This window comes from Geitlerinema sp. PCC 9228, assembly GCF_001870905.1.
Classification (GTDB): domain Bacteria; phylum Cyanobacteriota; class Cyanobacteriia; order Cyanobacteriales; family PCC-9228; genus PCC-9228.
In genome coordinates, this window is the sequence record NZ_LNDC01000059.1 from 1 (window position 1) to 14,215 (window position 14,215).

Consider the following 14,215-nt stretch of genomic DNA (forward strand, 5'->3'; position numbering starts at 1 on the left):
CCGGGGATGGACTAGCATAGCTAATCCATCTAGGCACACCCAATGAAGCGAGAATCTCACGAATTCTATTCGTGAGAGTGTCAAATTCCGCCAATCCCCAAACGACCGGCCACCGAAGGAGATAGCGGCAGCAGGGTAGCCAAAGCCAAAAACAACACCAAAAGCGTCAAAGCGGCGCTGGCATCGTTGGGTTCGGAAAGGTCGTTTTGACAGGGACGTTCCAAATTGCGCTGCAGCAGCAAAATCAAAATGGCCCAGTACAAAGCCAAAACATTGAAAAAGGAAGCGACCCCGAGAAACAGCAAAGTAGCAACGGTGGTTCGGTTGGCAATTTTGCGTCCGTAAATAGCTTGGACAATTCTACCACCATCTAGCTGACCGGCAGGTAGCAAGTTCAACGCCGTAATCACCAATCCCAACCAACCAATGGGAACCAAAGGATGAATGTCTACCACCGCCTGCTGCAACGTCGAACCCAAAGTCACCTTGGCAATGGTTCCCACCAAAATCGACCCCTGGAAAAACTCGGAAGGAATTTGAAACCAACTCCCCTCCCGAGACAGAAAAAAGCCGAGAATTAGCATGGCTAGAGAAGTAACGCCACCAGCCACCGGACCAGCAAACGCCACATCAAACAAAACTTGACGGCTGGGAAGCAAAGAAGTGAAGCGATTTAAAGCGCCAAAGGACCCCAATTGCCACGTGGGAATGAAAAAGGGAAAACTCATGCGGACGCCGCGACGTTTGGCGATAATTTGGTGGAAGAGTTCGTGAACGCCTAAAATCAACCACAAACCAACCGCTAGGGGCCAAACTTCGTTCAGGCGATTGGGATTTTGGAAAACATCAAACCCCATGAGAAAGCCAAAGGCTTCCACACTGGTCCCCAAAGTAGCTAGCCATAAAACCGCTGCCAAAACTTTTTGACCGGTACTGAGGGGTTGGGGGTCGTTTTTGCTGGGAAGAACGATAGCCACGGGTTTGTCTTCTCGGTCGTTCACCAGGAACAAACGATAGCGATCGCCCATCTGTTCCTGCAAGCTAGCGGACAGCTGTTGGTAGGCCGTTTCCGCATCGCTACGCAAATTTCCCCGGAAGATAGCGCCTTCTTGGTAGGGAATGGTTTCGGTGGCAAAAAAGGTATCGATGCCAAAAAGTCCCTGGATCTCCCGCAAATCCTCGCTGGGAATGCCAGTGGGTTGTGGTTGGGAGGTAGGTTCGGCTGGCGGCGCGCGAAAACTCCCTTCATCGGGACCGGATTCGGACGTAGCGGGGGAATCCTCCGAACGCCGCCAATCGCTGGTTGGCGTTTGCTGGGGAGGTTGCGACTGCTGGCTGTTGCGCATTTGCCGAATTTGCCTTCCCAGGATGATATAAATGCCAGTACACAGGAGAAATATTAATAAAATGGTGGCAATATTGAGCGCAATCCCAAATGCCAGCAATCCGAAAAACAGCAGCCAAGGGGCCATCAGAGTTACCGATTGCAACCAAGCCAGAATTCCCACACGGCCGTAAGGTTGCGATCGCCGAAATCCCCAAACCAAAATACCAATGGCTGCCAGCAAAATGGCTAGTGTCGTCCAATTTTGCGTTGCAATATCCATAAGAAATGTCCTATTCGTTTGCAATTGCAGGGCAATACTTTGCAACAAGCGGGAAGCACCGCTATCGTCGGAGAAACTTTGACCGGTAAGCGATCGTTCAATAAAAAAATCTTACCATCCATTAAGTTTTGTTTTCGGCTTGCAACGCCTGCCGTAGGTGTCCTCGATGCTGTTGCAGCAGGGTTTGCGCCGTTTGTAGAGAGATGCCTTTCCAATGGCGCAGCAACGCCAGTTTCACCGAGTTGTTGCTACTGGCTAGCAACTCACCAGCTTGCGAACGGTCCAAATCCGTTAAATCCATTAAAATTCGCAAGGCGCGATCGCGGAGTTTCTCGTTGGTGGCGGCCACATCCACCATGCGATTGCCGTAAACTTTTCCCAAACGCACCATCACCCCAGTGGATAAAATATTCAAAGCCATTTTGGTAACGGTTCCTGCTTTCAAACGAGTAGACCCAGCCACAATTTCCGGACCCACCAGCAGGCGAATGTCAATATCGGCGGGACTGCTGGCTTGTTCTGCCGGCACGCAAGTCATAAAAATGGTACTAGCGCCGGCTTGTTGCGCCGCTTGCAAGGCCCCCAACACGTAGGGAGTCGTTCCGCCAGCGGTAATCCCAGCGACCACATCCCGACCGCCGACCTTCCGTTCGTAAATAGCCGCCGCGCCGTCTTCGTAGCGGTCTTCCAAATCTTCCGAACTGCGTACCAACGCTGCTTCGCCGCCAGCAAGAATTCCCTGGACCATCTCGGGTGGCGTACAAAAGGTCGGCGGACATTCTACCGCATCCAAAACGCCTAATCGACCGCTGGTTCCGGCCCCCACATAAAACAAACGTCCCCCTTGACAAAGGGCCTCACTAGTGATATTGATGGCATCAGCCAAGGATTCCCGCGCCTCGGCGATCGCGGCTACGGTATGGCTATCTTCGCGGACGAACAAATCCACCAACGCCAAAGGAGACAGTCGATCCAAATTCCCACTATTGGCATTGGCTTGTTCGGTCAGCAGATATCCCCGGTCTTTCACAGCAAACCCTCCAGACGGCGGCGCGCCTGTTCTAGTTCCTCGGGAGACATATCCGTTTTTTCACGTTCCGGTGTTTCGTTTTGAGGTGACTCCGGCGACTCAGCCGACTCTGGTGATTGAGAACCCTCTTCATCCCAATCTGTCTGTTCTACATTGGCTTCCGGAGGCAAAGCCAGGGAACCTTTGGGAACCAACTCCCAGTCGCAACCACTGCTGCGACAAAATTCCTTCACTTCCTCATCGTCGATTTCTTCTACAGTAGGATTGGGAAAGTCCTGAGCTTCCAGCATCCCTCCGTAGCGGGTCGCATCCTCCTCGGATTCAAACATCAACACCTTGTTGCGCTGGGAGTTCATATCCTTGAGGGTATGGATCCCTTCATTCTCAGTACGTGCGTTAAAGAGCAGAACATATACTCGCATGGTTGATGAAACTTTTGAAACCACCACTACTTCTATACAATTTAAGCACTTGCACAAGAACCAACGGCTGATGTGGTTCCCGCGTGCTTTTTAAGTACTGCTATGGGTACTACCTCCAGTATAAACCGCAAACCGAACGATGCGGATATCCTTTCTGTAGGCTTCTTTTGGTCTACCGCGATCGCAACCATCAATGACGAATTCTCCATCTCCCGAACGAAAATCTACCTGGCTAATTTGGGTGCGCCGTACTGGCTTAGTCGCTGGTGTGGCAGTGTTTTCCGCGGCTATTGGCGGTACTTGGTGGGTGAAAACCCAACTCGCGCCATTGGTATCGAACAATTTGTCCAATATCGTCCAACGACCGGTCAATTTAGGTTCCCTACAACAGTTTTCCCTAACCCAGTTAACCTTCGGGGAAACCACCGTACCCGCTACCGACACCGACAGCGATCGCGCTTCTGTGGAATCAGTCGTTGTAAACTTTAACCTCTGGCAGGTCATAACCAACCGCACCCTGCCTTTGGACATTACCTTAGTCAACCCCCAAGCTTACATTGAACAACAGCAACCCGGAAAGTGGCTGCAACTAAATTTACAACTAGAAAAACCAGGGCCCATCCAACCGCAACTCCAAGCGATCGCTGCCAAAAACGCGCGCCTCACCCTCGACCCCTACGGTAGCGAAGCCGTGGATTTCCATAAAATTCAACTGGTCACCCAGTTTGCCAACAACAACCAAAAAATTCAATTTCAAGTCAGTGGCGCTCCCATTTCCGGGGGAAATTTCGCCGCAACGGGAGAATTTCGCCAATCTCCCAACACCGCGCCGCAGCTAGAAGGCAACCTACAAAGCCAAAATTTACAGCTACCTCCCATTACCAACTTGCTGCCTTCCTCCCTACTACAAGACCGCTTGCAAGTGGTCTCGGGAACCTTGCAAACCAATATAGACATTGCCTGGAATTTCGAGAATGCCTTACCCGACCTCCAGGGAACTGCCAAGCTGCAAGCAACCACCCTCGACATCCAAAACGTTCCCCAACTGGTGACCCTCAAGCAAGCCGACCTCAGCCTGCAGCAACAGCAGGTTCGCATAGAACGCGCTACCCTCAACTACAGCAATATCCCCGTAGAAGCCAGCGGTACGGTGGATTTGGCGCAAGAACGCTACGATTTGCAAGCCAACATGGCATCGCTTCCCCTTTCTCGGGTTCTATCCGCAGCACAAGTTTCCCTTCCCATCGCGATCGCGACCCAAGTCGCAGCGGCTGTTCGTGTCACCGGTCCACTCACCAATCCCATCGTTCGCGGTCAAGTACGCACCACGCAAACCACCCAAATCTACGCCAGCAACAATCCCCAACCCAACGCTACCCCCCTCATCGACCTCGATCGCGCAAGCAGCAACTTTCAAATCGACCAAACCCAGCTGCAATTACTGAACCTCAGTGCTTCTCCCAGGATCGGCGGCGAAATTTTCGGCGGCGGTCGCATCGATTTCAGCGATCGCATAGCCTTAAACCTAGATCTGGCTCTGCAAAACCTACCCTTAGAACCATTTCTGATACGCGGTTTGCAGGAAGGATCCCTTCCCTTTCGTTTGGGAAGACTCAACGCCACCACCCAAATCCGCGGCTGGGCCACCAATCCCCAAGTACAAACCCAATGGCGCTTGCGCCGTTCCAGCATTGAAGGCAGCGGTGAACTCACCTACGCCAACCAACGCCTCGATATCCGCAATACTAAGTTCCAACTAGCTGGTGGCAGCATAGATTTAAATTCTAAAATTACCCTCAATGACCCCACCGCTAACGCCATTCAAGCCAGCGTTAGCATCGCCAATATCCAACTCGAAAAACTCGGTATCCCCCAAGCGGCAGGATTTTCCGGTCAGTTTCAGCTAGCCAGTCCCCTGACCCCACAAGGTGCCAGTGACTTGCAAGCCAGCGGCAGCGCCAAAGTACAATTGTCCCCACAGGAAACCGTTGCCGTGGAAAACTTTACCCTGGAATCGGGCAACTTTGCCGCCACTGTCGCCAGTCGCAAACTCACTTTAAAAACCATAAATCCCAACTTGCAGGGGACTCTCACAAGTTCTCTTGATGTGGCTGGTTCCCTCAGCAATCTTTCCGCAAATGGCATTCAAGCCAACGGCCAGCTTCAATTTTCCCGCGTTCCCATCGCCACCAGTTTTCTGGATAGTTTCAACATTCCGAACTTTCGTCCCCAAGCTTTAGAACCGATTTTCGCCAGTCCGACAAATGTATCCCTCCGCTGGGATGGCCAAACGTTGCAGCTCCCCTCTATAGCATCGGAAGCCGGTATCCGTGCCAATGGCAGCCTGGATGTCGCTTTAGCAGACCTACCGCAAATTACCGGATACGACTTGAATGTAGATGTCCAAGAATACCCACTGGCGAAGCTTCCCCTGGCTTTTCCCGATATCCAAATTGCCGATCGAATTCGTCAGGATTTACAAGGCAATGCCACGTTTAGCGGTCGTTTGGTTTCCGATCGCTTGCAGGGGATCCCCGAAATTACTGGCGATTTGACCCTCAACCAATTCGGTGCCTATCGCTTGGCATTTGAACGCCGGTTGACAGGTCCGATTTCCGTCACCCCGGAAGGAATTCAAGTAGCATTATCAGGAGAATCAGACGCAATTCAAGTGGCGTTAAATCAGAAATATTTGCCCACTCGTATCAACATCCAACAGGAAAAACTCGATATAACCGGCCAATGCATGCCTCCGCCAGCGGAAAAGCCTTCTCCATCCCAACAAGTTGATGCATCCGATGCGCCTATATCTGAGAATTGCCCTTGGTTTCAATTGCAAGTACAAGAATTTCCCTTGGCAGGATGGAGCGATCGCGTTTTGGGAGGAACTTTATTTGCCGACCTCAACATCGACTGGCAGCAATTGCAAGTAGCCGGTTCCCTGACAGTCAACCAACCCGCGATCGCCAGTCCCCTCGGTCGCATCGAAGCACAAACCTTTGCCTCCCAATTTCGCTACAGCGGCAACACCATTTCCGTCACTGACACCAAATTGGTCCAAGGCAACAGCCAGTATGCTTTTTCCGGCGGAGTCATTTTAGGGAAAAACCCCCGTTTTCGCGGCGATTTGGAAGTGGTAGAAGGCTACCTGCAAGATGTCTTGGTGGCCTTGCAGTGGTTTGATATTAACGACATCGCCAGAGGATTAACCCCTCCCCAATACGGAACCGCCAAAGATGTGGTTCCCACGCCAGTTGGCATGCCAGACGCGCCTTTGCTAACGCAACTGCGACGTTTTTCCGAAATTCAGCATTCCCTCAAACAACGCCAGCAAGCGCGCCGAGAAGCTTCCCTCTTACCTCCCCTATCTACCTTGCAGGGACAGTTTAACGGCAATATCGAAGTAGAAGGATCTCTCCAGCGGGGTTTGGTAGCAGATTTCAACGTACAAGGTCAAGATTGGTCTTGGGGAGGATACCAACTCGATACGTTTCTCTTGCAAGGTAACTTTGAAAATGGGAAACTCACTTTACTGCCTTTACGGCTGGAACGAAAAGATATTTTGCTGGCGTTTAAGGGGAATGTTGGTGGTGAAGAACAATCAGCTCAATTGAATATTCAAGAATTTCCCGTAGGAATTTTAGAAAATTTCCTGGATTTACCCGTGGTCGATGTGAGCGGCCAATTAAATGCTAAAGTTAGTGTAGCGGGAAGTTTTGACAATCCCCAAGCCAAAGGGGAAATTACCTTAGCGCAAGGTCAGGTAAACTTAACAGATATTCAAGATGGATTCGCCAGCTTTAACTATTCCGACGGTCGGTTGCAGTTTGGCAGCGAAGTCTTGGTTTCTCCACCAGAACCCATTAGAATTCGGGGAGATATTCCCATTCAACTACCGTTTGCCGAGGTTTCTCCCTCCCCCGATTTGGAAATGACCGTGGTAGCGCAAGACGAAGCCATGCAAGCGTTAAATTTGCTGACCAACCAAGTGAAATTGCAAGCAGGAACCGGACAAGTACGTTTGAATGTTTCGGGAACCCTACAAGACCCGGCTGCCACGGGAACCATACAAATGAACGAGTCCGTATTTACCACACCATTGCTGCCAGAACCCCTGACTGACGTTTCGGTTGCAGCGGATTTTGCTGGCGATCGCGTTTCGGTAGAGCAAATTACCGGTAAATACAGTCAGGGAAATGTTCGCGCTAGTGGGGTTTTGCCTCTGTTTCGTCCCCTTTCCAGCAACGACGAAGACCGCCAAAATCCTCTACAAGTAACTTTAGAACAAATTCGCACCAACCTGCGCGGCATTTATATTGGCGGCGTTGATGGCAATTTAACCATTCGCGGTCACGCATTCAATCCCGAAATTGGCGGTCGCATTACCCTCAGCAACGGTAAAGTGATTCTCGACCCCAACGCCGCTGCCATGCAAACCCCAACAACAGAACTATCAGCCGATTCCCAGGAAACCTTTGTCACCGAATTCGACAATCTTATCCTTACATTAGGCAAAAACTTGCGAATTACCAGTCCGGCAGTGCTCAATTTTGTGGCAACTGGCGATTTGCGCGTTGGGGGAACCTTGGATACGTTGCGTCCTGCCGGTACGGTGGAACTAAAATCAGGACAGGTCAATTTGTTTACCACCGTTTTTAACCTGCGACGCGGTTACAAACATACGGCGAGATTCGTTCCCAGCCAAGGTCTCGATCCCAATTTGGATTTGCGGTTGCTGGCTTCGGTTCCCGAGTTCAACCGTCGCGCCTCCATTACCACCTCCGAAGCGGAAATTAGCGACCCTTCCCTGGCACCCAATTTGGGAGAATTGCGTACAATTCGGGTACAAGCGATTATCGAAGGTCGTTCTAGCGAATTATTTAACAATTTGAAACTGACCAGTTCGCCGCCGCGTAGCGAATCGGAAATTTTGGCTTTGATTGGTGGTGGTTTTGTGGATACCTTCGGTCGCGGGGAAAGCTGGCTGGCGATCGCCAATTTAGCCGGTTCGGCGTTGCTAACCAATGTGGATACGTTTATCGCCAATACCCTTGGCTTGAGCGATTTTCGCCTATTTCCGGTAACCATTCCCGATGAAGAATCTGGCAGTTCCAGTTTGGCGTTGGGAATTGAAGCAGGGGTGAATTTACCCGCCGATTTATCTTTTTCTATTCGCAAGTTGGTTCCCAGCGAAGATCCTTTGAAGTACAATCTTCGCTATCGGGTCAATGAAAATATTCTGTTGCGCGGTTCTACAGATTTGTCTGGGGAAAGCCAAGCAACGGTTGAGTTTGAGTTAAGGTTCTAAATAGCGATAGCAACAGGGATGGTTTACGCATGGGAAATTTCTGGTTCTCCCGATCGAAAATGAGCCATCGAAATTGGCAGACCTCGGGAACAGTTTGTTTGTTTTCCGTGGTGTTGTTGGTAGCCATGGCTGGCGAACTATCAGATTCGGTGGGGATGGCTAGCCGGGAAACCACCGCCATCGAACAAGTGTCTTCCCTTCCCCAGCCGGAAAAATCTACATTCTCGCCGCGGCAACGGGAAATTTTGCAAGAACTCGCCAAAGCCGATGTGGTTTATCTGGGAGAAATTCATACCAAAGCTGCCGACCACCAAGCACAGTTGGCGATTGTACAAGCATTGCAGCAACGCAACCGGAAAGTAGCGATCGCGATGGAAATGTTTCAGCTTCCCTACCAAGATGTCTTAGACCAGTACATTCGTGGGGAAATCGACGAAGACCAACTCTTAGAAAAAACGGAATATCAACAACGTTGGGGATACGACTGGGACGACTACGCACCCATTCTGCGCTATGCTAGAAAGCATCAATTACCCGCGATCGCGCTGAACGTTCCCACAGAAACCATCCGCCGGGTAGCCACTGGTGGCTGGTCGGGGTTGACTTCCGAAGACCAACGATGGCTGCCTCCCCGTTCCGAAATTCATACGGATCATCCCCAATACCGGCAACGGCTGCGCGAAATTTTTGACGGCATCCACGCCGAATACAACTCCAGCGGTAATTTTGAGTTCTTCTACTTGGCCCAACTCCTGTGGGATGAGACCATGGCAGCCAATATTGCCAAATACGCTACCCAACATCCAGAATATCAAGTGGTGGTGTTGGCAGGTTCGGGACACATCGCCAATCGCTACGGCATCCCCAATCGCGTAGCCAGACGCATGCAGAACCCAGATTTTACCCACAAATCGGTTTTGCTTTCCCCACCGCCAAGGGATACCGACGCATCGAACGCCAATAGCGACATTGCCGATTATATCTGGCAACCGACATCGCCGCCTAATTCCAGAAAGCAATCTTAGCTCATTTGATAGCCATTTGATAGACACTATGTTTTCATTTCTACGTTCCGATTTAGCCGATTTGGTTTCTTATACTCCCCAACCAGAAGATTTTTTGGGGAAACAAAATACCAAACAAGAACAAATTGACCGTCTCGATACCAACGAAAATCCCTACGACTTACCTCAAGATTTAAAAGCCAAGCTGGCGCAAACTTATCAAGACATTATTGCGGTTAATCGCTACCCCGATGGCAGCCACGGTAAGCTCAAACAAGCGATCGCAGAATATACCAACGAATCGGCAGGGGTTCGCCACTTTCACCCAGCCAATATTTCCGTCGGCAATGGTTCCGACGAACTGATTCGTTCTTTACTCATTGCCACCTGCATCGGCAACAACGGTTCCATCCTGGTAGCCAACCCCACCTTTTCCATGTACGAAATTTTGGCGAAAACCCTCGGCATTTCCGTCAAAACCGTCGAACGCAACCCCAGCACTTTTGAAATCGATCTGGATGCAGCTTCTAAGATGGTTGCTGACGCCGATCCACCAGTCAAAGTGGTTTTTGTGGTCCATCCCAACTCCCCCACCGCCAACAAACTCACCGAACGAGAGATTGCTTGGTTGCAAGAGCTTCCCGAACGGGTTTTGGTGGTTATTGACGAAGCTTACTTTGAATTTTGCCAGCATACCCTAGCACCAGAAATTACACGCCATCCCAATTGGGTGGTTTTGCGTACGTTTTCCAAAGCCTTTCGCTTGGCAGGACATCGGGTAGGATACGCCATTTCTCATCCCATGCTAACGGCAACTTTGGAAAAAATTCGCCTACCTTACAACCTACCTAGTTTTTCCCAAGCAGCTGCCAGAGCCGTTTTAAGTCACCGCGAGGAACTATTGCAGGTGGTTTCCGAAATTCAAAAGCAACGCCAAAAGTTAATCGCCGCTTTCCAAAAACTCCCCGGCGTACAAGTTTGGCCGAGCAATGCCAACTTTATTTATCTGCGTTTTCAAGGGAATGCCGCCGCCAACGAACGCAAGATGCAAGAAATTGCCGACGGCATGAAAGCTAGAGGAACACTTATTCGCCACACCGGCGGCGGCTTGCGGATTACGGTTGGCAGCGAAGAAGAAAACAAACATACCGTACAGCGGTTTCAAGAAATCCTGAAATCTTAGGAAAAGATTGCAAGAGAAGCAGCAGCCAACATCTTCCCTAGCCATACATCCGCAGTCCATTGTCATTACGATTGATATCGATGATACCATTTCAGAAACCATGATTTTCCGGTATCTTCCAATTTCCTCGATTGGGGTGCTTCCCAAAACGCTCCTACAAAAATATATCGTTTATCTATTGCATGCATAGATTTTGACTGGGAAATTGCTCCCATGGGCAAAGTGAAATTTTTGGCAACTAGGGATTGACTTTGGAGAGTTTTTGACATAAAATTTAGATAATGGGAATAGTGCCTTTTATTTGAAAACGGCGTCTATTCCCATTATCTAAGAGTGTCTACTAATAAAATACCATATTTACGGAGGTAGTGAAAAAAAATTTCACTTTTTTCTTTCGTTTTTTTCAGACCGAGTCGTAGCTTTACCGGCAAATCAAGAAAATGGCCACTTCCTGGCGCTCGCTCATGTCCTGAAATCCCGTACCTGCCTTCTCAACCGCGACGATGTTTCTACAGGCAAAAGCCAATGCCAGATCCCCCTAGAAAGTGCTTTCTAACACACACACCTTCCCTATTATATAGATATATCAAAATAGTAAAACCGATTTGCGAAAAAGTCAATAGCTGATCCCAATTTCTTAATAATCTGCCAGAAATAATTGGCGTAGGGGAGCTTTGCGCAGCGTAAATAGTCTTTTCGACCAAATAAAGCAAAAAAATTGCCAAAAAATCTGTAGGGACGAAGAAAGCTTCGTCCCCATTGAATTTCCTGGTATAGGGAAGAAAACGAACTAACGATTGACATCGTGAATCCGAGAATGGACAAACCGATCCATCCACTGTTCCAGATACCGGCGGTTTTCCTTCGCTTGATGCATATCTTCTGTATTCAAAGGATGGGGGGCTAACCCTTGAATGGCAGCCGTCGTCACGCAATACATCGATTTTTGGAAACTTTCCGCAATTTTGACCCGCAAGTCAGTTTCCTGACGGTTTTCCTGGCGGTATATATTATGCAAATAATCGGGGATAAAATGCCGCAAATCTTGTGCCAGTAGCGTGGGTGGAATACCAGCCCCTCCAACCGGAATCGGATCGGCATACAAAGCTCCGTACGCAAAATCCTCCTGTGCAGCAGGAACTTGATAGGCTTGGGCATTGTAAGAAACCGTACCGGGGAACGGCGCACCGCGGAAAAAGATCGACTCCACGTAAGGAACCGCCGTATCGTTCAAGAAAGTGAGGTTAGCAGATTCGGGAATGAGTTCGTAAGTTTCGCCGCGAAGGGAAACTTTGTACGTAATTGGTCGGTTGGCATCTTGAACCAAACCAGCCAGAATATGGCTCACCACATCGGGGATGGACTGAATTTCACCGCGGTCGTAGCGATCGCTTAAAGACAAGAAAATATCGCTCATCACCCGCCAAAACTGTCCCAACGCCGTGTAGTAAGCCATTTGGCGCATGTGCTCCGGCAGAAACTCAGGAAACAAGCTGTGAAACGCCAACACCAAAGGATTGCGGCGAAACTTCGCTTGAATCAAGCGTTCCGTGGTTTCTCGATACGCCGGGGAATCAATATACGCATCCAATCCCGCACCGCCATGCCAGAACATGCCTTTCATGCAATATTCCGCATATTCGTAGTTAATGCGATCGTGCCACAGATACCGCAATAACTTACCCAAGGTAATTTCCCCATTGAAATATTTAAAAAAAGGGAAAAATACCAAAAACTGATGTTCGGCAATGTAATTTAAATTGCGGGAGTAGGCATCCAAGACCACACCGTAACTTTTGAGAACGCCCACCACCTCAATCAAATTTCTGGGAGAATCCTTTAACAAAGGCTCTCCCGCCTCCAAACGGTGGACGTACTCAGCGAGGGGATGTCGGGAAGGTTCTAGTTTGTTGGATAGCATATCGAACTCGTTGGTTGGTTGTGGTTTTGTTCTTCAGATCCTTTGCCAAATTCAGAGCCAATCAGTGCTTGCCGGGAGACGCCGTCGGAAAGCTGCGACCTCTATACATTTATTGTGCCGAATTCAATGTTCCCACCGAGAAAGAGAGAAAATTGACCGCTGTTTCCGTTTCTCGAACCACCGATTGCTGGGGCACCAAATCCGTCGCTTGGGTGACGCTCCAACGCACCATAAAATTCGGCTGCAATCCTAACAGAAAGATAAATAAAGTTAGCACCACAGCCGGCGCGCGATCGCGCCATTTCACCTGGGGCATCTGTTCCACAGACAAGCGACCGAAAAACACCCGATTGACCATCAACAGGAAGTAAACCGCCGTCAAACCAGTCCCCACCATACATAGGAGGGTTTGCCCCGGAAACGCCAAAAAGCTGCTGCGGAAAACCAAAAACTCAGCAATAAAGCCAACCAAACCCGGAATGCCAGCACTGGCCATCACCGCCAGAATTGTCAGAGTTCCCACCACCGGCAAACCACGTTCCGGATTTAGCAACCCCCGCAGCACATTGATATCCCGCGTACCGGTTTTCTTGCCAACCACACCCACCAGTAGAAACAGTAGCGCCGAAATCAAACCGTGGCTGACCATTTGCGCCACAGCCGCCACCAAACTTAAAGGGGTAGCCGCCGCTGCTGCCAGCAACACATATCCCATATGGGCAATGGAAGAAAAAGCCACCATTTTCTTCATATCCGCTTGGGAAATAGCAGTCAAAGCGCCGTACAAGACACTGACCGCCGCCCAAGTTGCCAAAGCCGGTGCCAGAAAATCCCAAGCTGCCGGGAACAACCCCACACCGAAACGCAACAAACCGTAGGTTCCCAGTTTCAACAACACCCCAGCCAGCAACACGGAAATCGGCGTAGAAGCCTCCACGTGGGCATCCGGCAGCCAAGTGTGGAACGGCACGATCGGAATTTTGATGCCAAAGCCAACCAAAATCCCCAATAGCAAAGCCACCTGGGCACCCAATGGTACCAACAGCGAACCGTCGGCATCGAGAGCCGTCATTTGCTCGCGCAACAGGGCATAGTCAAAACTGGTTCGGTGGGTCAGCCAAACCGACCCCAGGAAGGCAGCCAAAATGACAATACCGGAAACCGCCGTGTAAATCAGAAACTTCATGGCAGCATAACCGCGGCGGTTGCCTCCCCAGATGGCAATTAGGAAATACAGGGGAATCAGTTCCAGTTCGTAGAACAGGAAAAACAGCAACAAATCTTGCGCCAAAAACGCCCCCATGACGCCCCCCATGAGGAGCAAAATCAGGGTGTAGTAGAAACGCGGACGATTGACCGTCGATTCGGCAACTGTGCTGGAACTGTTACCAGAACCATTATCGGTTTCGATTGTGGGAATGCTTTCTTTCGAGGATTTGGGCACATCGCTGCTGTAAATCGCGATCGCAGTTAGTAAGGCATTTAAAAACACCAGCGGCAGAGAAAGACCGTCCAAACCTAGATGGTAGTTCAGACCAATCCATTCCACCCACTGCAGCAACTCAGAAAATTGCATTCCCTCCTGGGTCAGGGAAAACTGGCTGCCTAGATAAACCGTCCAAGCCAGCACCCCCAAAGCAACCGTTAAAGCCAAACTGCGAATGCGATCGCCAGATACAGGCAACAACCAAATCAGAGCAATCCCCGCTAAAGGAACCCAAATCAGAGCGCTAAGCATGG

At 50.1% G+C, this 14,215-nt stretch carries 8 protein-coding genes; 3 read left to right on the forward strand and 5 right to left on the reverse strand.

Annotated elements, in window-relative coordinates; translation table 11 throughout:
- Positions 1–80: 80 nt before the first annotated feature.
- The 3 genes from AS151_RS04425 to AS151_RS04435 all read right to left on the reverse strand — a co-directional run bounded on the left by AS151_RS04425 (position 81) and on the right by AS151_RS04435 (position 3,059).
- Positions 81–1,607 carry a site-2 protease family protein gene (locus tag AS151_RS04425; RefSeq protein ID WP_071515844.1) on the reverse strand — a complete coding sequence of 509 codons (1,527 nt, stop codon included), beginning with the start codon at positions 1,605–1,607 and terminating at the stop codon, positions 81–83.
- Positions 1,608–1,728: 121 nt separating this feature from the next.
- Positions 1,729–2,637, reverse strand: a complete 909-nt coding sequence (gene murQ, locus AS151_RS04430; protein WP_071515845.1) for an N-acetylmuramic acid 6-phosphate etherase — start codon at positions 2,635–2,637, stop codon at positions 1,729–1,731.
- Positions 2,634–3,059: a DUF3110 domain-containing protein gene (locus AS151_RS04435; protein ID WP_071515846.1), complete on the reverse strand. Its 426-nt coding sequence runs from the start codon at positions 3,057–3,059 to the stop codon at positions 2,634–2,636. Before AS151_RS04435 ends, murQ begins: the two co-directional genes overlap by 4 nt.
- A 193-nt stretch (positions 3,060–3,252) precedes the next feature.
- Here AS151_RS04435 and AS151_RS04440 point away from each other — a divergent pair, with 193 nt between their 5' ends.
- From AS151_RS04440 to AS151_RS04450, 3 genes are read left to right on the forward strand one after another with little or no spacing between them, the layout of a single operon-like run.
- Positions 3,253–8,367, forward strand: a complete 5,115-nt coding sequence (locus AS151_RS04440) for a translocation/assembly module TamB domain-containing protein (RefSeq protein ID WP_071515847.1) — start codon at positions 3,253–3,255, stop codon at positions 8,365–8,367.
- A 59-nt stretch (positions 8,368–8,426) separates the two neighbouring features.
- Positions 8,427–9,392: a ChaN family lipoprotein gene (locus AS151_RS04445; protein ID WP_170861311.1), complete on the forward strand. Its 966-nt coding sequence runs from the start codon at positions 8,427–8,429 to the stop codon at positions 9,390–9,392.
- Positions 9,393–9,420: 28 nt separating this feature from the next.
- Entirely contained in the window at positions 9,421–10,554 is a 1,134-nt protein-coding gene (locus AS151_RS04450) for a histidinol-phosphate transaminase (protein ID WP_071515848.1), read from the forward strand.
- Between the two features lie 790 nt (positions 10,555–11,344).
- Here the strand turns inward: AS151_RS04450 and AS151_RS04460 are convergent.
- Together AS151_RS04460 and AS151_RS04465 are read right to left on the reverse strand one after the other, a co-directional pair.
- Positions 11,345–12,475 carry a CO2 hydration protein gene (locus AS151_RS04460; RefSeq protein ID WP_071515850.1) on the reverse strand — a complete coding sequence of 377 codons (1,131 nt, stop codon included), beginning with the start codon at positions 12,473–12,475 and terminating at the stop codon, positions 11,345–11,347.
- Between the two features lie 109 nt (positions 12,476–12,584).
- Positions 12,585–14,213, reverse strand: coding sequence for an NADH-quinone oxidoreductase subunit M (locus AS151_RS04465; RefSeq protein ID WP_071515851.1), 1,629 nt, complete (start codon positions 14,211–14,213; stop codon positions 12,585–12,587).
- Positions 14,214–14,215 lie beyond the last annotated feature (2 nt).

Excerpts from the sequence above, each read along its gene's own strand:
- AS151_RS04425 (WP_071515844.1), bottom strand. The coding sequence starts at position 1,607 with ATGGATATTGCAACGCAAAATTGGACGACACTAGCCATTTTGCTGGCA.
- AS151_RS04435 (WP_071515846.1), bottom strand. The coding sequence starts at position 3,059 with ATGCGAGTATATGTTCTGCTCTTTAACGCACGTACTGAGAATGAAGGG.
- AS151_RS04440 (WP_071515847.1), top strand. The coding sequence starts at position 3,253 with ATGACGAATTCTCCATCTCCCGAACGAAAATCTACCTGGCTAATTTGG.
- AS151_RS04445 (WP_170861311.1), top strand. The coding sequence starts at position 8,427 with ATGAGCCATCGAAATTGGCAGACCTCGGGAACAGTTTGTTTGTTTTCC.
- AS151_RS04450 (WP_071515848.1), top strand. The coding sequence starts at position 9,421 with ATGTTTTCATTTCTACGTTCCGATTTAGCCGATTTGGTTTCTTATACT.
- AS151_RS04460 (WP_071515850.1), bottom strand. The coding sequence starts at position 12,475 with ATGCTATCCAACAAACTAGAACCTTCCCGACATCCCCTCGCTGAGTAC.
- AS151_RS04465 (WP_071515851.1), bottom strand. The coding sequence starts at position 14,213 with ATGCTTAGCGCTCTGATTTGGGTTCCTTTAGCGGGGATTGCTCTGATT.